Origin of the sequence: Methylobacterium persicinum, from assembly GCF_022179525.1 — a bacterium.
In the GTDB taxonomy this organism is placed as follows: Bacteria; Pseudomonadota; Alphaproteobacteria; order Rhizobiales; family Beijerinckiaceae; genus Methylobacterium; species Methylobacterium persicinum.
Genome location: NZ_BPQX01000011.1, coordinates 318,908 through 336,710, shown reverse-complemented (window position 1 = coordinate 336,710; position 17,803 = coordinate 318,908). Strand labels below are relative to the sequence as shown.

Genomic DNA, 17,803 nt, shown 5'->3' with positions numbered 1-17,803 from the left:
GCGTCAGCGGGCCTCGAAGGAACCTCCAGAGGTCGCACGATCCCTGGAGCTCTCCTTCGAGGCGGCTGTCGCCGCACCTCAGGATGAGGTGGGTCTGTATGGATGCTCCTTTGCGTCTCCGAGGTAGCGCGCCTCCAGATGCGCCCGGAACGCCGCCGTGCCGAGGGGAGCCCCGGTCGCCCGTTCGAGGAGCGCGTCGGTGGAGAGCAGGCTCCCCTGCTCGTGAACGTTGGCCCGGAGCCAGGTCCGCAGCGGGCCGAAATCGCCCTCCGCGAGGCAGCCCGGCAGGGCAGGCTCGGCCGCCTTCGCCGCCCGGAACAGCTGCGCCGCAGCCAGGGCGCCGAGGGTGTAGGTCGGGAAGTATCCGAAGGCGCCGCTCGGCCAGTGGATGTCCTGCAGGCAACCGACCCGGTCGTCAGGCACCGTCAGCCCGAGCAACTCGCGCATCCCGTCGTTGAAGGCCCCCGGCAGATCGGCGACGGCGAGGTCGCCGGCGATCATCGCCGTCTCCAGGCGGTAGCGCAGCAGGATATGGGCCGGGTAGGTCGCCTCGTCGGCATCGACGCGGATGAAGCCCGGCGCGACACGGGTATAGAGGCGGAACAGGTTCTCCGGCTCCCAGGCCGGACCGGAGCGCCCGAACGCCTCACGCAGGAGCGGCGCGAGATACGAGACGAACTCGCAGCTGCGGCAGGCCTGCATCTCGACGATAAGCGATTGGCTCTCGTGCAGGCTCATGCCCCGGGCGCTGCCCACGGGCTGGTGGCGCCATGCGGCCGGTCGGCCCTGCTCGTAGAGGGCATGGCCGGTCTCGTGCAGCACGCCCATCAGCGCCCTCGAGAAATCGGCCTCGTCGTAGCGGGTGGTGATGCGCACGTCGTCGGTGGCGCCGCCGCAGAACGGGTGGAGGCTGATGTCGAGCCGGCCGCGGGACTCGTCGAACCCGAGGGCCCGCATTAGTGCGAGCCCAAGCTGCCGCTGCGTCTCCACCGGGAACGGCCCGTCGAGGGGCAGCGGCTCGCCCGCCGCCGCCTGTTTCGCCCGGGCTTCCGCGATGAGGCCCGGCAGCCAGGAGGTCAGGTCCGAGAAGAGCGGGTCGATCACCGACCGGCGCATCCCCGGATCGTAGCTGTCGAGGAGGGCATCGTAGGGGTCGAGGCCGAGCGCCGCGCCCTTGGCCTGGCCGATCTCCCGCTCCAGGCGCAGCAACTCCGCGAGGTGCGGTGCAAGGCGGGTGAAGTCCGCGTCCCGCCGGGCCTCCCGCCAGACCATCTCCGAGCGGGACCGCACCCGGGATTCCGCCTCCACGAGGTCCCGGGGCACGGCCGCCGCGTGGATGAAGGCCCGGCGCATCTCGCGGAGGTTCGCCGCCGGCCACGGCTCCAACCCGCCCGCCGCCTCGGCAGCCGCGAGGGTATCGCCGGTCTCGGGGGCCGTGAGGATCTCGTGGGCGAGGCCGCGGAGCGCCGCGAGCTGCTCCCCGCGGGTCTCGGCGGCCCCCTCCGGCATCAGGGTCTGGGCATCCCAGCCAAGGATGCCCGACGCCCCTTCGATGGCGGCGAGGCGGGAGAAACGCGTTTCCAGGGTCGCGTAGGCTGTCATGCGTCTTTCGCTTGCGATGTATCTGCAGGGTTCCACCCGGCACCCGCCGAAGGGCTCGGCCTTCGGGAACCCCGGTTCAGTAGCCCAGCGCGCTGCCGTCCTTGCGCGGGTCCGAGCCCGCGGCGAGCGTGCCCGCCTGCCGGTCGATCCAGATGACTTGACCGCCGCCCAACGGCAACGGCGCGCGGAGCACCGGATGGCCGCGCTCGGCCAAGCCCGCCATCACCGCATCGGAAATGCCGTTTTCCAGTTCGAGGCCGCCGCCATAGGCGAAGCTCCTTGGGGCGTCGAGGGCCTCCTGCACGTCGAGGCCGCGGTCGAGGATGCCGCTCAGAAGCTCCACATGGCCCATCGCCTGGTAATGGCCGCCCATGACGCCGAAGGGCGCGACGGCCTGCCCGTCCTTCATCACCATGCCGGGGATGATCGTGTGCATCGGCCGCTTCCGGGGGCCGATGCTATTCGGGTGGCCGGGATCGGTGCGGAACGAAAGGCCGCGGTTGTGCAGCAGCACTCCGCTCTCCGGCGCCAGGATGCCGGACCCGAAACCCTGGAACACGGAGTTAATCAGCGAGAGGGCGTTGCCGTCCCTGTCGACCACGCAGAGATACACCGTGTCCTTGTGGGCCACAGTCTCGGCGGCCTCCGGGTAAAGCACCGGCTCCCGGGCCCGCGCCATGTCGATATCGCCCCTGGCCGCCGCGTGCCACGCATCGGACAGAAGGTGCGAGACCGGCACCTTGGCAAGGTCGAAGTCGCCGAACAGCGCGTCCCGGTGGTGGTAGGCTTGTTTGCAGGCCTCGGCGAAGAGGTGGAGCCTATCGAGGTCGGACAGGCTACCGACATCGTAGGGCGAGAGCACGTTCAGCATCATCAGGGCGGCGAGGCCCTGTCCGGCGGGTGGGCATTCGTAGACGTCGTAGCCCCGGTAGCGGGTCGAGACCGGGGTGACCGTGTCGGCGCGGGCCGCAGCGAAGTCCTCCAGCGTGTGCAGGCCGCCGAGGCGCGTGAGCTTGGTGACCATGTCCTGGGCGACCGGCCCTTCGTAGAACCCCTTCGGCCCTTCCTGAGCGATCCGCCGGAGGGTGGCAGCGAGGCGGGGCATCCGCATGACGCTCCCGATGGCAGGTGCCTGACCCTCGCGCAGATAGGTCGTTGCGGCGTCCGCATCCCCTGCGACCCGCGGTACACAGCGCGCCCAATCCCAGCCGACCCGGGGCTGGACGACGAAGCCTTTCTCCGCATAGCCGATCGCCGGTTGCAGGAGCTCGCCGAGGGATTTCGTGCCGTGCTCGCGCACGAGGGTGTCCCAAGCGGCCACGGCGCCCGGCACGGTGACGGCGTGGGGTGAATCCGGGGCGATGCCGATGCCGCGCTCCGCGTACCAGTCCGGCGTGGCGGCGGCGGGGGCACGGCCCGAGCCGTCGATGGCCACCGGCACCGCCGCCCCGGCGGGGGCGTAGAGGCAGAAGCAATCGCCGCCGATGCCGGTCATCAGCGGATCGACCACGCATTGTACCGCCACCGCCGCGATACCCGCATCGACGGCATTGCCCCCGGCCCGAAGGACTTCGATGGCCGCGAGCGTCGAGAGGGTGTGCGAAGTCGCCACCGCGGCGTTGGCCGCGTGAACGGGGGAACGACCGGGACGGGAAAAATCTCTCACTTGGGTTCTCGTGCGATGGCATGTCCGGGGGGATCGTCCGCCGACAGCCCCCCGCCGGGTGCGGACGGGGTGCGATGGTGATCCCGTGGAATGCCGGATGCAAGGCACGGAACGTGCCGCCGTACCGCCCTCGTCATCGCCTGTGCAGTAAAACAATCTAGGGTTGGTGATGCGCCGGGACTGCGGGTCGACCCCGTTGAGGTGGAGGGTGGAAGCAAGATCCGAAGCCAACCCGGTCACTGCGTTCGCAATGATGAGGGCGCTTGGGCAGGGGCCAGAGTGGGCGGGGGGCTTACCCCCGCCCCGGTGGCTTCACACGAAGTGCTGGCCGCCGTTGATCGTCAGGGTCGAGCCGGTGACGAAGCCGGCCTCGTCGCTGGCGAGGTACTCGACCGCGTGGGCGATCTCGTCCGCCTCGCCGAGGCGGCCGGTCGGAATCGTCGAGATGATCTTGTTGCGGATGTCCTCCGGCACGGCCATCACCATCTCCGTGGCAATGTAGCCGGGAGCCACCACGTTCACCGTGATGCCCTTCGAGGCGCTTTCCTGCGCCAGCGCCTTGGCGAAGCCCACCACGCCCGCCTTGGCGGCGGAATAGTTGGTCTGCCCGGCCTGGCCCTTCTGGCCGTTGATCGACGAAATGATGATGATCCGCCCGAACCCGCGGCTGCGCATGCCGTCGATGAGCGGACGGGTGCAGGTGAACATCGAGTCGAGGTTGGTCTTGATGACCTGCTGCCACTTCTCGAACGTCATCTTGTGGAACGCGCCGTCACGGGTGATGCCCGCGTTGTTCACCAGCACGTCGATGGGGCCGACTTCGGCTTCGATCGCCTTGATGCCAGCCTCGCAGCTCGCCATGTCGCCGACATCGAACTTGAAGACCGGAATGCCGGTCTCGTCCTTGAATTTTTGGGCGGCCTCGTCATTGCCGCCGTAGTTGGCGGCGACCTTGTAGCCCTTGTCCTTCAGCCGCTTCGAGATCGCCGCACCGATGCCGCGGGTGCCGCCGGTGACGAGGGCGACGCGTCCTTGAGCCATTATCGTTTCCTCCTGAGCCGCTCGATCTGATGCTGCGTGCGGGTGACATCCGCACGTCATTTTTTTCGCACCGATCTTCAAGACAACTTTTGGGCCCCCCTCGAACCCTGTCGAGGGGGTGCCGTGACAAATCGATCAGGGCCGCTCGATGCACATGGCCACGCCCATGCCGCCGCCGATGCAGAGAGTCGCGAGGCCCTTCTTGGCGTCCCGGCGCTTCATCTCGTGAAGGAGCGTGACGAGGACGCGTGCGCCCGAGGCGCCGATCGGGTGGCCGATGGCGATGGCGCCGCCATTCACGTTCACCTTCGCATCGTCCCAACCCATGTCCTTGTTCACGGCCAGAGCCTGGGCGGCGAAGGCCTCGTTGGCCTCGATCAGGTCGAGGTCCGAGGGCTTCCAGCCCGCCTTGTCGAGGGCCTTGCGCGAGGCCGGGATCGGCCCGGTGCCCATGATCTTCGGATCGACGCCCGCCGTCGCCCAGGACTTGATCTTGGCCAGCGGGGTGAGGCCCCGGCGCTCCGCCTCGGAGGCCGACATCAGCACGATGGCGGCCGCGCCGTCGTTGAGGCCCGACGCGTTGGCCGCGGTGACGGTGCCGTCCTTCGAGAAGGCGGGCTTCAGCTTCGCCATGGCTTCGAGGGTGGCGCCATCACGGATGTACTCGTCCGTATCCACCACCGTGTCACCCTTCTTGCCGGGCACGGTGACGGGGACGATCTCCTCCCGGAACCGGCCTTCCTTGCGGGCGGCCTCGGCCTTGTTCTGCGAGCGGGTCGCGAACTCGTCCTGCTGCTCACGGGTCAGCTGGAACGCCTGGGCGACGTTCTCGGCGGTGGTGCCCATGTGATAGCCGTTGAAGGCATCCCACAGGCCGTCCTTGATCATTGTGTCGATGAGCTTGATGTCGCCCATCTTCTGGCCCGCGCGCAGGTACTGGCAGTGGGGCGACAGCGACATCGATTCCTGGCCGCCGGCCACGATCACCTTGGCGTCGCCGTTCTGGATCTGCTGCATGCCGACTGCCACGGTGCGCAGGCCCGAACCGCAGACCTGATTGAGTCCCCAGGCCGTCGCCTTCTCCGGAATGCCGGCCTTGATGGCCGCCTGCCGCGCCGGGTTCTGGCCGGCGCCCGCGGTGAGCACCTGCCCGAAGATCACCTCGTCGACGTCGTCCGGCGCCACCTTGGCCCGTTCCAGCGCCGCCTTGATCGCCGTCGCGCCGAGCTCGTGGGCCGGAACCGCGCCGAACGCGCCGCCGAACGAGCCCACCGGGGTCCGCGCAGCCCCGACGATGACGATCTCTTCGCTGCCTGCCATGACGTTCTCCTCTCGCGGCTGGCACGCCGCATTGAATGGCGGGCGCGCTTTCGGGAAGCCGTTCAAGCGATGAAGTGCGCCGGCCGGTCGAAGTCAAGCAGGCCAAGGTGAGGAGGCGCGCTCGTGCGGGCGGTCGTGTTCCCCCGTCGCAGACCGCCGTTCCAGGACCGATGGCCCTAAGGCGGGGGGCGCGCTCCACCCGAGGGGGCGCTGCGGTGCCTAAATGCAATATTCTGCACTGGACTATGTCAATTTGCTGTTTTCCGCGCTTATGGAAGGTCTTATGCTCGTGTGCGGTCGCGAGATCGCGAGTGCGATGTCAGGCGGCGACGCGCGGCGTGTCGTCCCGGTTGTCCGAGTTCAGAAAGGCCGTTCTTCGATGGCGGATACTGTCAAGGCGCCCCAGACCGTCATCAAGAAATATGCGAACAGGCGTCTGTACCACACCGGCACGTCGACTTACGTCACGCTGGAAGACCTCGCGACGATGGTCCAGAACGGTGAGGACTTCGTCGTCTACGATGCGCGTACCGGGGACGACATCACTCGCTCGGTGCTGACGCAGATCATCTTCGAGCAGGAGAACAAGGCGGGGGCCGAGAACCTTTTGCCGGTGGCCTTCCTACGCCAGCTCATCCGCTTCTACGGCGACAGCATGCGCGCCATGGTGCCGAGCTTCCTGGAATTCTCGATGGCGAATTTCGCCCGCGACCAGGACGGCCTGAGGGAGAAATTCGCCCACAGCTTCGGCCCCTCCGCGTTCCAGCAAGCGATCGAGCAGCAGGTGCGCACCAACATGAGCTTCTTCGGCGATGCCATGAAGATGTTCACAGGTTTCGGCCCCCCCGGCGCCCCGGTCGTGCCCCCGGCCACTCCACCGGCGCTGGTCCCGGGCACCGAACTCGACGACCTCAAGCGGCAGATGCTGGAGATGCAGGCCCGCCTCGAGCAGCTCGCGCGCAAGTAGCGCGAGTCACCCACACGAAGGTTAATGAAACTTTACCGGCGGTATCGCAATTGCACTCACAACCATCACGGGTGGTGGGAGTGCGGCGATGGAACGGATCGGGCCGGTCGGAAGTGCCAGAACGGGACGGGTCGAAGCGATCCGTCCGGTGGCCGCGCCCGCTGATGCGCAGAAGCCGGCCTCCCGCGCGCTGGCCGTCATCGAGGGCGGGCGTCCCAGCGAACCCCGCACGGCGGCGTCGTTCAGGGACGGACGGGCCGAGGCGGGCTTCCTGACGCAACTCATCGTCGGGAATGACCCATCCCTCAGGACGTCCCGCCCCATCCGCGCCCGGCAAGCCGCCGAGCGGTATGCGGAGATGGCCCGGCTGATCGGCTAGCGCCGTTTCGGTTTGATCTGGATCGCCCGCTCCACCGTCTTTGCGAGCGACGGCGAAGCAATCCAGGGATCCGCCACATCCGGGCAGGTTCCGCTGCCCTGGATTGCGTTGCTCCGCTCGCAAAGACGGTGGCGGAGGCCCACACGCCCGGCACCCTGAGCGGATGAACTCCCACCCCGGACTTCTGCAGCAGCGTGTTAGCCATGCGCGGTCGCACTGCACGCTAAAGGCGCGGCCCCTGTAAGGAACCGCGCCTTGATCGTCTGTCGGCTCTACCGTGTGTGTCGAACGGAGGCGCGCCTCCGAAAGGAGGCCTCAGGCCTCCGCCGACTTGACCTTCAGCACCTGGCGGCCGCGGTACATCCCGGTCTTCAGGTCGATGTGGTGGGGACGGCGCAGTTCGCCCGAATCCTTGTCTTCCACGTAGGTCGGCGCCTTGAGGGCGTCGGCCGAGCGGCGCATGCCGCGGCGGGAGGGGGAAGTCTTTCGCTTCGGAACGGCCATGGTGAGGATCCTTCAGGTATGCCGGCGGACAAAGCGGTGCGCGGGCGAATCCCTCCGATGGGGAGCCGCCATGCACACCGCAGGATACGGATGAGGGGGGCTTATAGCGATGGCGGCCCCGTCTGGCTAGAGCGCTCCCCGCGGATGTGAAGGCCAGCAGCGCGACATGGCTTTCACTGCAGTTCCGTCCGCGAGGAAACCTCCATCAGGGTTTCCTCCGCGAGTTCCTCGCCGAGACGCCGGAGAGCGATCTCGACCGCTTCGAGCGTCCTTCTTCGCCCGGATTGGGCGATGAGGCTATGCGCGGCCAGGAGAAGGTCGGCGGCCCGTTCGAGGGGCGACCCCTGCTGGGACGGGGGCTCGGGCGGCCGGAGCCATCCCGCGGCTTCGGCAATGTCCGACGGGGCTTCGCTCAGGGGCATCAGCGAGCCCAGGAAGCCGAGGAAGGTCTCGCCCGGAGGTCCGAAGGACGGCACCGCGCCGGAGATGACCCAACGGTCGGCACCCTCCGCCGACCTCACGCGGAAGCGGACGGTGAATCCGCTTTGCGTCCGGATCGCGTCGAGGACGAGGTTCCGCACCGCCTCACGGTCGTCAGGGTGAACGACATGGGTCCAGCCGAAATGCCGTGCCTCGGCCACCGGCTGACCGGTCAGGCTCGTCCAATGCCGGCCGAGATGGGTGACGAGGCCCGCCGCATCGGTCACGAATACCATTCGCCGGGGCCCTCACATCGTCAAACACGCAACCGCGTTCTTAGGGATGCCGGGATACGCGCACCACGTCATTTGACTAAGATAAGTATCAACGCCTTTGTTTAGTTGCTGCGGCACAGTCTCGTTATCGAACCGGCGGGGGCTTGTTCCCGTTAAGCATGGGTTCAAATCGAGAGGCCCAGAAGGCGGCAGCGGCGCCGTAGAGCGGGCCGTTTCTGCAGGAGAAACCCCATGGCTTCCTCCAAGACTTTTTCGGCCCTCCGCGCCTTCGCCCTCCTCTCCGCCCTCGCCGCGGCTCCTGCCCTGGCCCAAGCCCCCGCACCGGCGACTCCGACCGCTCCGACCAAACCCATGGCGCCGAGCGCTCCCGTGGCCGGTGCGCCCAACGCCGCGAAGACGCCGCTCCTCGATCTCAACAGCGCCAGCGCCGAGGAGCTGGACAAGCTCCCGGGCATCGGCGCGGCCCGGTCGGCGGCGATCATCAAGGGCCGCCCCTACAAGGGCAAGGATGAGCTGGTGCAGAAGAAGATCATCCCGCAGAACGTCTATGACGGGATCAAGGACAAGGTCATCGCCAAGCAGAAGTAAGGCTGTAGCGCCCCGGAGTCGGGGCGCCTCACTCCCCAACGGCGCCCTGCGGGATGCTGAAGCCGGAGGGCGTTTTTGCGGGAGGCTGCGATGCGGACGTCTTCGGCGAAGGCTTTGACGCGCTTTTCGACCCGCCCTTCGGCCGGCCCTTGCCCCCGGCGGCCTCGGGCTTGCCGCCCTTCCGGGCTGCCGGCTCCGGCGCGGCGGCCGGCGGCGCCTCGCAGCGCTGGAAGGTCAGGTCGGCCAGGGGGGTGCCGTCGTCGGCGACGATGCCCAGGGTCTCGGGCAGGGGCGGTAGCGCCGCCTCCCAGGTGATCGGCCCGCCGAGGGCGGCCTGCATCGCCTGCGGCGCCCCGCCCCGGCGCAGGCTGGTGAAGTCCGGCCCGTACGCCGTGGCGCGCTTGGCCCCGATCACCACCTCCAGGATCTGCGTGACCTCCGGCGTCAGGGGCCGGAGGGGATTGACGATCCTCACCTCGCCCGCGCGGATCACCGCCGCCGAGAAGCCCTTGCCGTTCTCATAGCGCGCCGCCTGGACGCCGCAGGCCTCGCCGACGGCGGCGGTCGCGCTCCCCGCCGATATCGCCGCCACGACAAAGCAGGCCGCCCATACCATGCTATCCCGCCGACTCATCGCGGGGCTCCCGGTGATGGTCGCGAGGGGGTGGCTTCGTCGTGTCCGGGCGGCGCCGCGTCGAGCACTTCGGCCGAGCGGTCGATGGGGCTGCCTCGCGTGCGACCGACGGGACCGACCAGGATGTCGGTGTCGTCCTCGTGAAACTCGCTGTCCATATGCAGCGGTGGACGCCGCCCCCGCGCCGCCATCGCGAAAACCATCGCCCCGGCCGCGATGAGCACCAGGACGGCAAGGAAGATCAGCAGTCGCTCCATCAGGCGGCTGTGATAACGCGATGTGCCGTGTCAGTCACCCGAAGGAAGCGGCGGAATGCTCCTTGCGTCCTCCCGGTGGGAGAAGGCCGGGACGGAACGAGGACAGGTCATGCAGCAGCAGGTCGGACGCGGCACCGATGAGCTCGAGGCGCACCTCCTCGGCCTCGTGGAATCGGCACGGGAGCAGGCGAGCGAGGATCCCTTCCGCAACCCCGTCCTGGCGGTAACCCTGGCGATTACCCGCTCCTTCGACCGGGGCGAGATCGCCGAGGACGACCTCGAGGGCCTCTTCGCCCGCCTGCGCGCGGAGGCCCTGGATGCGAGGGCGCAGCGGTTGCGGGATTACGTCGGCATGGCCGGCGAGGGGGCGTCCGCCGTGGCGGCGGCCCTGGTGGCGGCGGTTCCGGACAGGAGCGGCGCCCTGGAGAATTTCGCCGCCTTCATCCACCGCACGGCCTTCGCGGTGGTGTTCACCGCCCACCCGACCTTCGGCATGCCGCGGGCGGTGGCCGAGCGTCTGGCCCGGGCCGCCGGCCTCGAAGGGCCGCGGGAGCGGGAGGGGCTGATCGGCGAGGCCGCCGCCCTCTCGACCCGGCCGGATGTGCCGGTGACCCTCGATCTGGAATTCGAGCAGGCCTGCGCCGCGGCCAACAACGCCCGTCTCGCCCTCGACGCCTTCAACGGTGCCCTCCTCGATGCCGCCCGCGACCGCTGGCCGGACCGGTGGACCGAGATCAGGCCCCGACCCTTCGCCGTGGCGAGCTGGGTCGGCTGCGATACGGACGGGCGCACCGATATTGGCTGGTGGGATACAGTGCGCTACCGCCTGATCTCCAAGCGGATGCAGTTCGACCGGGTGATGCGCAACCTCCCGGACATACCCTCCGCCCGGGAGGCCCGGGGCCTCGCGGAAGGGGCGCTGAGCGCGGTGAACCGGCAGCTCGCCGTCGCCCCGCGCCTCGGCGACAAGCCCTCCCTGGAGGCGGTCCACCGGTTTGCCCTAGCGCTCATCATCGAGCGGGATCGGGCGCAGACCGACGCGGCGCCCCTCGTGGCAGCCCTCACGGCAGCCCTGGATGGGGCGGACGGCGAGGCCGAATCGCGGGCCATCGCAATCCTACGGGCGGGCGTCGAGACCCACGGCCTGTCGAACGCCCTGCCGCATTTCCGGCTGAACGCCTCGCAGATCCACAACGCCGTCCGGCGGGTGATCGACCTGGAGGGCGAGCCCACCGACTCGGCCCAGCGCCGCTCGCACCTCGCCACCATCCATACGCTTCTCAACGATGTGACGCCGGTGGCGGTGGATTTCGGGGCGCTGGCCGCCGAGCGCGCCTCCGCCGCCCGGCTGATGATGACGATCGCGCAGATCCTCAAGCACGTCGACGGCACGCATCCGGTGCGCTTCCTCATCGCCGAGACGGAGACGGGCTACACCCTGCTCGCCGCCCTCTGGCTCGCCCGCCACTACGGCATCGCCGACAAGCTCGAGATCACGCCCCTGTTCGAGACGGCGAGCGCCCTGGAACAGGGCATCCGGGTCCTCGACGACGCCCTGCGCAACCCCCATTGGCGGGCCTATCTCAAGCGCATCGGCCGCCTCACCGTGCAGTTCGGCTACTCGGATTCCGGCCGCTATGTCGGCCAGCTGGCGGCGACCTTCTGGATCGAGCGCCTGCGCCTGCGCATCACCGAGATGCTGGTGCAGAACGGGCTGTCCGACGTCGAACTGGCGATTTTCGACACCCACGGCGAATCGATCGGCCGGGGTGCCCACCCCACCTCGCTCCGCGACCGGCTCGCCTACCTCGCCCCGGAGGATGCCCGCGACCGGGCCCGGAAGGCCGGGCTGAAGGTGCGCCTTGAATCGAGCTTTCAGGGCACGGACGGCTACCTGCTGTTCGGCACGCAAGAGTTGGCCGCGGCGAGCCTCGCGCGGATTGCCGAACACGTCTACGCCCTCGACGTGGCGGAGGAGGATGCCTTCGCCGGCTACAGCCTCGACGAGCCCGGCAAGGGCGCCGCGGCGGCCGAAGACCCGATCTATTCCGAGCCGGATTTCGCCCTCGAGTTCTTCACTGTCGTCCGGCAGGAGATGGAGGCGCTGGTCGATGAGCCGGGCTATGCGGCCCTGCTCGGCACCTTCGGCCCTAGCCTCCTCGACCGGACGGGCTCCCGCCCCGTCGCGAGGCAGACGGATGCCGGGGGGCCGGCGCGGATCACCCATCCCCGCCAGATGCGGGCGATCCCCAACAACGCCATCCTGCACCAGCTCGGCTTCCTGGCGAACTCCCTCCACGGCCTCGGCCGGGCTGCGGGGCGCGGGCCCGACCTGTTCCGGGAGATGCGGCGCGACTCCCTGCGGTTCTCCCGGGCCTTCCGCCTCGTGCAACACGCCGCCTCGGTGGGGGATCTCGATGTGCTTCGGGCCTATATCGACACCCTCGATCCGGCGGTGTGGCTGGAACGCGCCCGGCGGACGCAGAAGGATTTCCGCCGGGACGAGCTGGTGGTGATCGCCGGCGCCCTCGAACGCCTCGACCTCGCCGCCGACCTCCGGCGGCTTTTCGGCCGGCTCACCCGCGACTGGCTCTCCCTGCGCGCTGCGGCCCCGGATCTCTCCGGCATGTCCGCCCGGCTGACCCTGCTCCACGCCCTTCGCCTCGCCCTGATCCATCGGATCTGGTTCCTGGCCGTCCACATCCCCGGCTTCCGGCCCCAGGCGGGCCTGAGCCGCGAGCAGATGCTGGAGCGGTTCCTGCGCCTCGACATCGACGGCTGCCTGACGCTGCTTGACGGGATCTTCCCCAACGAGCCCGATCCGACGCTCGGCCTCAACTTCGGCGAGCCAGCAGGCCCGCGCGATACCGGCACCTATGAGACGGAACACGCCACCCTGTTCCAGCCGATCCGGCGGATGTTCGGGCAGGTGCGGGAAGTCTCCGCGATGATCCAGCACGAGGTCGGCGCGTTCGGGTAAGGCCCCGCCGGCCGCCGTCGTCAGTGCGAAGCGCCCTTCGCCGCGCTCGCAAGGACGGAGAGCAGACAGATCGTCGAAGTCCCAGGCGGGCCGAGGCCTAGGGCCGCCTGCGCGCGCCCGGTTCGGTGGCCCCGACCGGCGGGCGCACCGATCTGAACATACGCTTTACCAGTATGATCATCCTTCGTTCAGACCGATGCGGTTAGACCGTTCGGGCATGCTTGCCGTGCGTCGGGGCCCAGGCCCCGGCGGCGGCAACATTGTCCACGAGAACATGAGCGTGAAAACCGCCTAGCCCGCCACAGACCTACCCCTCGTCCCGTACGATCGGCAGGCCCATCGTCACCTATTCAACTGTATCGGTGTGCGCGTGAAGATCGCAGTCCTCGCTCATCTCAAGTATCCGATCGGCCAACCCCATGCCGGCGGACTTGAGATGCACACGCATCTCCTCACCGCGGCCTTGCGCAGACACGGACACGACGTGGTTCTGTTCGCCAGCCGCGGCTCCGATCCGGCCCTCGACCCGGTGACGCTGTGCGAGCCGACGGGCGACGCCCTCGCCGATCCCGAGCGCGAGGACGAGATCGACCGCGCCGAGGCCGACGCCTACCGGCGCATGATGGAGATGGTGGCGGACGGCGATTTCGACCTCGTTCACAACAACTCCCTCCACGCCCTGCCGCTGCAGGAGAGCGGGCGGCTCGGCCTTCCCTGGGTGACGGTGCTGCACACCCCGCCCTTCGACGCCCTGAACAAGGGCATCGTCGCGGCGGATCCGGACATGGCGTTCCTGGCCGTGTCCCCGTCCCTGGCCCAGGAATGGGAGCCGCTCGTTCCCCATGCCCAGGTGGTGGGCAACGGCGTCGATCTTTCGACTTTCGCCTACAACGCCACGGCGGACGATCCGCCCTATGCCTTCTGGTCCGGCCGGATCGTGCCCGAGAAGGGCCTGCATCTGGCCATCGACGCCGCCCGCGCCGCCGGCATGCCCCTGGTCTTTGCCGGGCCGAAGCTGAACCCCGTCTACTGGGAACAGGAGATCGCGCCCCGACTCGGCCCGGACCTGACCCATCTCGGGCATCTCACGCACCGGGACCTCGCCCGTCATCTCGGCCGGGCGCGGGTCGCCATCGTCTCGCCCCGCTGGGAGGAGCCGTTCGGCCTCGTCGTCGCCGAAGCCCTCGCCTGCGGGACGCCCGTCGCCGCCTTCAGCCGGGGCGCCATGCCCGACATACTCGACGGGACGTGCGGGCGCCTCGCCGATCCCGACGACGTCCAAAGCCTCGCCGGGGCGATCCGCAGCGCGGCCGGCCTCTCCCGCCGGGCCTGCCGCGACAGGGCCGAGGCCCTCTACGACGCCGAGGAGATGTTCGAGCGGTACTTCGCTATTTACGAAGAGGTGATCGCCCGCGCCTCCGAGCGCGCGTTGCCGAGCCTGCGCCGGGTCGCGGGCGGCCGCGGCTGACGGGGGGCCGAGGATGCGCCCCTGCGTCGTCTGCGTGCCAGCCCGGAACGAGGCCGAGCGTCTGCCGTTCCTCCTCGCTACCCTCGCGGGCCAGGATGCGGAGGGACCGGTGCGGGTCGTCGTGCTGGCCAACAACTGCACCGACGGGACGGCCGATGCCGTCCGCGCCAGGCGCTTCGACCGCCTGGATGTGAGGCTGATCGAGGCGAGCCTCGCCCCGCCCGACGCCCATGTGGGGACCGCCCGGCGCATGGCGCTGGACGCGGGCGCGGACTGGCTGGACGAGATCGGCGGGGAGGACGGCATCCTCCTGACCACCGACGCGGATGCGCGGCTGCCGGACAACTGGATCTCCGCCAACCTCCGCGCGCTGGAGCAGGCCGACGTCGTGGGCGGACGCCTCGTCATCGACGGCGACGAGGCCCTCGCCCCGGGGGTGACCGACTTGAACGGGCGGGTTGAGCGTTACTGGGCGGGGGTACGCCGCCTCGAAGAACTCCTCGACCCGGCACCCCACGATCCCGCCCCCCGCCACGGGGACCATACGGGGGCGAGTCTCGCCTTTCCCGTCTCCCTTTACCGTGCCGTCGGCGGCCTGCCGCCGCTCCCCTGCGGCGAGGACAATGCCCTAGTGGGTCTCATGCGCGACTCCGGGGCGCGCCTGCGTCACTGCCCGGACGTCCACGTCCACGTCTCGGCCCGGCGGGAGGGCCGGGTGGCAGGGGGCATGGCGACGGAGATGGAGCGGCGTGCCCGCGCCGTGGCGGGGGAGGGCTATCTGCTTCCGGAGGCCACTTTTTGGGAGACGCTGGTGCGGCGCCGGGCGGCCCTGCGCCGGGCCTACGGCCTGCCCGACGCGGAGCGGACCGATGCTTGCGCCGCCCTTGGCCTCGACGCCGGCGATCTCGCGGCGGTGCTTGCCGCAGGGTGCCCCAATGCCATCGCCTTTGTGGAACGGGCGGAACGGCTCATCGGGACCCGGTCTTCTCCGGCTCCGGTCTGCGACATCGACCGGGCACTTGCCGACCTCACTTCCCTGGCGGAGCGGATTGGGCGCCGCGGCGATGTGAAGGACGCGGCGTGACTCGCGGCATCGGCTGGTACGTCCACCATCAGGGGGCGGGTCACCTGCAGCGCGCCCGGGCCGTCGCCGCGCAGCTGTCGTGCCCCTGTACGATCATGGGCACCCTGGCGGGACTCGGCGAGGCGGGTCCGAACGTCCTCGACCTTCCCGATGATCGGCCCCTCGATGAGGGCGCCGCCTTCGCCGGCTTCGACGGCGAGGCCGAGCGGCCGGACGCGATGCACTATGCGCCCCTGCGCCATCCCGGCCTGCGCCGCCGGATGGCGCAAATCGCAGAGTGGGTGGACAGGACCGACCCGGCTCTCCTGGTGGTGGACGTCTCCGTCGAGGTCGCACTGTTCGCACGCTTATTATCGGTCCCGACGGTGGTGGTCCGCCTCGCTGGTGAGCGGACCGACCGGCCGCATCTCGAAGCGTTTCGGAGCGCGTCCCGTCTTCTCGCGCCGTTTCCCGCTGCCCTGGAAGCGCCGGGCGTCCCCGACTGGGTGAGGGCGAAGACGTTTTATGCCGGCTTCCTCGGCTTGGCGCCGAACGGGGGAAGCACGGAAGGGCGGAACATCGTCGTCGTCTTCGGTCGCGGGGGGGAGGGCGGTGACCTCGCCGCCATCGCTGCGGCGGCGCGGCAAGTGCCCGACCGGCAATGGCATGTCCTGGGGCCGGTCTCGGGCCAATCGGACCTCCCGCCGAATCTCCGCATTCACGGCTGGGTTTCGGATGTCGGTGCCCATCTGGCCGAGGCGGCGCTCCTCGTCGGAGGCGCCGGCGACGGCCTCGTCGCCCTCGCGGCCGCCCACGGGAAGCGATTCGTGTGCCTCCCGGAACTGCGGGCTTATGGAGAGCAGACGGAAAAGGCGAAGGCTTTGGGACGGCTCGGAGCCGCAATCGTCAGGCCGACGTGGCCAGCGGAACACGAATGGCCAGCCCTCGTTGCCGAAGGTCTGGCCCTAAACGCGACAATTATTGCAGGTCTCTACGAGCCCGTGGCACTCGGTCGCTGCGCCGCGTTCCTCGATGGGCTCGCCACGCAATAAAGATCGAGTTCTTACGAAAGCTGTTCGAGGCGGTCGGCCTGCACGCCATCGGCGCTCAGAATGTCCGAGAGGGCAGCGAAGTCGCGATAACCAGCTTCGCGTGCCATCGCGTCGAGGGCTGACTGCTCATCGGGAGCCGAGCCGGTCCAGAGAACCGGGCCGTTATTCTTCTGCCTGATCTGAAAGATGCTCATGGGGCAGCCCCTCCAATGGACGGTCTATAAATCCTCAACGTGGTTTGCCGAATTTGGTTTCAGCTTTGCCGTATCTCTTCGGAAGCAAAATCCTGCCATCAAAACGCCGGGCGCGGAAATGATGTAGACTGCCTCGATCACAGCCCGGCGACAGCGAGCCTTCAGCCTTGACGATCCCCTTGTCGCGTATCGCCTGCGCCCTCGCTTTCGCGCTGATCTCCGTCCCGGCTCAGGCGGTTGAGCCCGCCACCGTGCCCGATGCGGCGGCCCTGGCCCCCGCCGTGACCGTGGTCGCCGCGCGAAAGCAGGAGATCGTGGAGACCGCGGTCGTCACGGGCACCCTCGTGCCCCGTGACGAGATCCTGGTCGCCCCGGAGGTCGAGGGCCTCCGGATCACCGAATTGCTGGTGGAGGAGGGCGACCGGGTCGCTCAGGGACAGGTGCTGGCCCGCCTGTCGAGCGAGATGATCGCCACGCAGGAAGCCTCGAACGCTGCGGCCGTCGCCCGGGCGGAAGCGGCCATCGTCCAGGCGCAGAGCCAGATCGTCCAGGCCGAGGCCGCGGAGGTGGAGGCGCGCCTCTCCCTGGAACGCGCCCAGTCTCTGATGAAGACCGGCAACGCCACCGCAGCGGTGCTCGAGCAACGGGCCTCGGCCGCGCAGGGAGCGGTCGGCCGCCTCGCCGCGGCCCGCGGCGGGCTCAAGGCCGCGGAGGCCGACCTCGCCACCGCGAAGGCGGCCGGGGCGGAGATCGCCCTGCGCCGGGCCCGCACCGACATCCGCGCGCCGGAAGCCGGGATCGTCAGCCGCCGCACCGCCCGGGTCGGCGCCACGGCGACGGCGGTGGGCGAGCCCCTGTTTCGGCTGATCGCCCGGGGCGAGATCGAACTCGAGGGCGAGGTGCCGGAGAACTGGCTCGCCCGGATGAAGGTGGGCGATCCGGCCCGGCTCAGCCTGGACCAGGGCCGCGAGGTCGCCGGCTCCGTCCGCCGGGTCTACCCGGAGGTCGACCGCATGACGCGCCTCGGCAAGGTCCGCATCCGGCTCGCCCCCGATCCCGCCCTCAGGATTGGCGCTTTCGCCCGCGGCACCGTCGAGATCGCCCGGCGGGAAGGCGTATCAGTTCCCGTGGCGAGCCTGATCTACGCCGCGGACGGGCAGGCGAGCCTGCTGGTGGTGAAGGACGGGCGGGTCGAGGCGCGGACGGTGACCACGGGCCTCTCCGCCGACGGGGTGACCGAGATCCGTGAGGGTGTCGCGGCCGGGGAACGGGTCGTGGCCCGCGCCGGCAGCTTCCTGCGGGATGGCGACCGGGTCCGCGCGGTGGATACCCCACCGTCCGGGCCCATCGCCGAGGCGCGCTGAGGACCGAC

Annotated in this window: 17 protein-coding genes; 8 read left to right on the top strand and 9 right to left on the bottom strand. The window is 69.5% G+C overall.

From position 1 onward, the window contains the following. Nucleotides 1-78 precede the first annotated feature (78 nt). The 4 genes from MFF22_RS03875 to MFF22_RS03860 form a co-directional block, all read right to left on the bottom strand. A complete protein-coding gene (locus MFF22_RS03875; protein ID WP_238247618.1) occupies nt 79-1,602 on the bottom strand; it encodes a carboxypeptidase M32 in 1,524 nt (507 codons plus the stop codon). Nucleotides 1,603-1,678: 76 nt separating this feature from the next. Then, on the bottom strand, nt 1,679-3,268 hold the full coding sequence (locus MFF22_RS03870; RefSeq protein ID WP_238247617.1) for a gamma-glutamyltransferase family protein: 1,590 nt from the start codon (nt 3,266-3,268) through the stop codon (nt 1,679-1,681). 312 nt (nt 3,269-3,580) lie between these two features. Next, nucleotides 3,581-4,309, bottom strand: coding sequence for an acetoacetyl-CoA reductase (phbB, locus tag MFF22_RS03865; RefSeq protein ID WP_238247616.1), 729 nt, complete (start codon nt 4,307-4,309; stop codon nt 3,581-3,583). Between the two features lie 135 nt (nt 4,310-4,444). Then, nucleotides 4,445-5,629, bottom strand: a complete 1,185-nt coding sequence (locus tag MFF22_RS03860; protein WP_238247615.1) for an acetyl-CoA C-acetyltransferase — start codon at nt 5,627-5,629, stop codon at nt 4,445-4,447. Nucleotides 5,630-6,008: 379 nt separating this feature from the next. On the opposite strand from MFF22_RS03860, the gene phaR reads away from it, so the two are divergent. Then, nucleotides 6,009-6,596, top strand: a complete 588-nt coding sequence (gene phaR / locus MFF22_RS03855; RefSeq protein WP_238247614.1) for a polyhydroxyalkanoate synthesis repressor PhaR — start codon at nt 6,009-6,011, stop codon at nt 6,594-6,596. Between the two features lie 148 nt (nt 6,597-6,744). Beyond that, nucleotides 6,745-6,975 carry a hypothetical protein gene (locus tag MFF22_RS03850; RefSeq protein ID WP_238247613.1) on the top strand — a complete coding sequence of 77 codons (231 nt, stop codon included), beginning with the start codon at nt 6,745-6,747 and terminating at the stop codon, nt 6,973-6,975. 315 nt (nt 6,976-7,290) lie between these two features. On the opposite strand, the gene rpmF is transcribed toward MFF22_RS03850, so the two are convergent. Together rpmF and MFF22_RS03840 are read right to left on the bottom strand one after the other, a co-directional pair. Continuing rightward, nucleotides 7,291-7,479 (bottom strand): 50S ribosomal protein L32, encoded by a 189-nt coding sequence (rpmF, locus tag MFF22_RS03845; protein WP_003601373.1) that lies wholly within the window; start codon nt 7,477-7,479, stop codon nt 7,291-7,293. A gap of 173 nt (nt 7,480-7,652) precedes the next feature. Continuing rightward, nucleotides 7,653-8,195, bottom strand: coding sequence for a PAS domain-containing protein (locus MFF22_RS03840; RefSeq protein WP_238247612.1), 543 nt, complete (start codon nt 8,193-8,195; stop codon nt 7,653-7,655). A gap of 231 nt (nt 8,196-8,426) precedes the next feature. Here MFF22_RS03840 and MFF22_RS03835 point away from each other — a divergent pair, with 231 nt between their 5' ends. Further along, nucleotides 8,427-8,783: a ComEA family DNA-binding protein gene (locus tag MFF22_RS03835; protein ID WP_238247611.1), complete on the top strand. Its 357-nt coding sequence runs from the start codon at nt 8,427-8,429 to the stop codon at nt 8,781-8,783. Between the two features lie 28 nt (nt 8,784-8,811). On the opposite strand, the gene MFF22_RS03830 is transcribed toward MFF22_RS03835, so the two are convergent. Together MFF22_RS03830 and MFF22_RS03825 are read right to left on the bottom strand one after the other, a co-directional pair. Further along, entirely contained in the window at nt 8,812-9,417 is a 606-nt protein-coding gene (locus tag MFF22_RS03830) for a hypothetical protein (protein WP_238247610.1), read from the bottom strand. Then, nucleotides 9,414-9,674 carry a hypothetical protein gene (locus tag MFF22_RS03825; RefSeq protein WP_238247609.1) on the bottom strand — a complete coding sequence of 87 codons (261 nt, stop codon included), beginning with the start codon at nt 9,672-9,674 and terminating at the stop codon, nt 9,414-9,416. The genes MFF22_RS03830 and MFF22_RS03825 overlap by 4 nt, the downstream gene beginning before the upstream one ends. Nucleotides 9,675-9,783: 109 nt before the next feature. Here MFF22_RS03825 and MFF22_RS03820 point away from each other — a divergent pair, with 109 nt between their 5' ends. The 4 genes from MFF22_RS03820 to MFF22_RS03805 all read left to right on the top strand — a co-directional run bounded on the left by MFF22_RS03820 (nt 9,784) and on the right by MFF22_RS03805 (nt 16,237). Continuing rightward, nucleotides 9,784-12,654: a phosphoenolpyruvate carboxylase gene (locus tag MFF22_RS03820; RefSeq protein WP_238247625.1), complete on the top strand. Its 2,871-nt coding sequence runs from the start codon at nt 9,784-9,786 to the stop codon at nt 12,652-12,654. Nucleotides 12,655-13,024: 370 nt separating this feature from the next. Then, the gene (locus MFF22_RS03815) at nt 13,025-14,122 is read left to right on the top strand and encodes a glycosyltransferase family 4 protein (protein ID WP_238247608.1); all 1,098 of its coding nucleotides are present in this window, start codon (nt 13,025-13,027) and stop codon (nt 14,120-14,122) included. A gap of 13 nt (nt 14,123-14,135) precedes the next feature. Then, a complete protein-coding gene (locus MFF22_RS03810) occupies nt 14,136-15,206 on the top strand; it encodes a glycosyltransferase family 2 protein (protein WP_238247607.1) in 1,071 nt (356 codons plus the stop codon). Further along, the gene (locus MFF22_RS03805) at nt 15,203-16,237 is read left to right on the top strand and encodes a glycosyltransferase family protein (RefSeq protein ID WP_238247606.1); all 1,035 of its coding nucleotides are present in this window, start codon (nt 15,203-15,205) and stop codon (nt 16,235-16,237) included. Before MFF22_RS03810 ends, MFF22_RS03805 begins: the two co-directional genes overlap by 4 nt. Nucleotides 16,238-16,248: 11 nt before the next feature. On the opposite strand, the gene MFF22_RS03800 is transcribed toward MFF22_RS03805, so the two are convergent. Further along, nucleotides 16,249-16,431, bottom strand: coding sequence for a hypothetical protein (locus MFF22_RS03800; protein ID WP_238247605.1), 183 nt, complete (start codon nt 16,429-16,431; stop codon nt 16,249-16,251). Nucleotides 16,432-16,604: 173 nt separating this feature from the next. Here MFF22_RS03800 and MFF22_RS03795 point away from each other — a divergent pair, with 173 nt between their 5' ends. After that, nucleotides 16,605-17,795, top strand: coding sequence for an efflux RND transporter periplasmic adaptor subunit (locus MFF22_RS03795; protein WP_370877501.1), 1,191 nt, complete (start codon nt 16,605-16,607; stop codon nt 17,793-17,795). The last annotated feature ends 8 nt before the right edge of the window (nt 17,796-17,803 follow it).